This window comes from Nosocomiicoccus sp. HMSC059G07, from assembly GCF_001815515.1.
Taxonomy (GTDB): Bacteria; Bacillota; Bacilli; order Staphylococcales; family Salinicoccaceae; genus Nosocomiicoccus; species Nosocomiicoccus ampullae_A.
This window is the reverse complement of the sequence record NZ_KV820848.1, coordinates 1-525: the sequence shown is the minus strand read 5'-3', so window position 1 is coordinate 525 and position 525 is coordinate 1. Positions and strand designations below refer to the sequence as shown.

Here is a 525-nt window from a genome sequence, read left to right as displayed (position 1 = left end):
TTTTATCACCACTCAAATTCCGTTTAAATGCCTCTGTTTTAGGGAATGACATGAATACTAAGATGTGAGCGGAGGATATCCATTATGGGACATATAGAATACTTACAAAATACGAATGATTTAAAATTAAAAGTCGCACATTACACAGAAACAGGTATACCTGAAAGCCATATTACGATTATTACGAGAGAAAGCGTAAAAGACTATTTAAAATCTAGACCAGATATTAAAGAAGTCATTGTGTCAGAAGGTCATACGATTAAAGATACTTTTAATGACGCACAAGATTATCCATTTAATCGCATGTCTCACTATAGCATTGATGACTAAGAACGTGTTTTAGAAGATGGTGGTATGCTTTTATATGTTGATGACGAAGCCATCTCATCTGTTTCTAATGATTCTGATATGTTGAAAACAGATGACAAAACGCTAGATTTACACGAAGAGGTCCTTGAAGTCAGTAAAGAAAATGTCCATCGCGGAGATGTCATTGTAAATAAAGAAACACATACAAAATTAGAA

The 525-nt window shown here is 33.5% G+C and carries 1 protein-coding gene; it reads left to right on the top strand.

The window, feature by feature from the left end; genetic code table 11:
* Positions 1-84 precede the first annotated feature (84 nt).
* Positions 85-330: a hypothetical protein gene (locus HMPREF3029_RS05960; protein ID WP_070710163.1), complete on the top strand. Its 246-nt coding sequence runs from the start codon at positions 85-87 to the stop codon at positions 328-330.
* Positions 331-525: the final 195 nt, after the last annotated feature.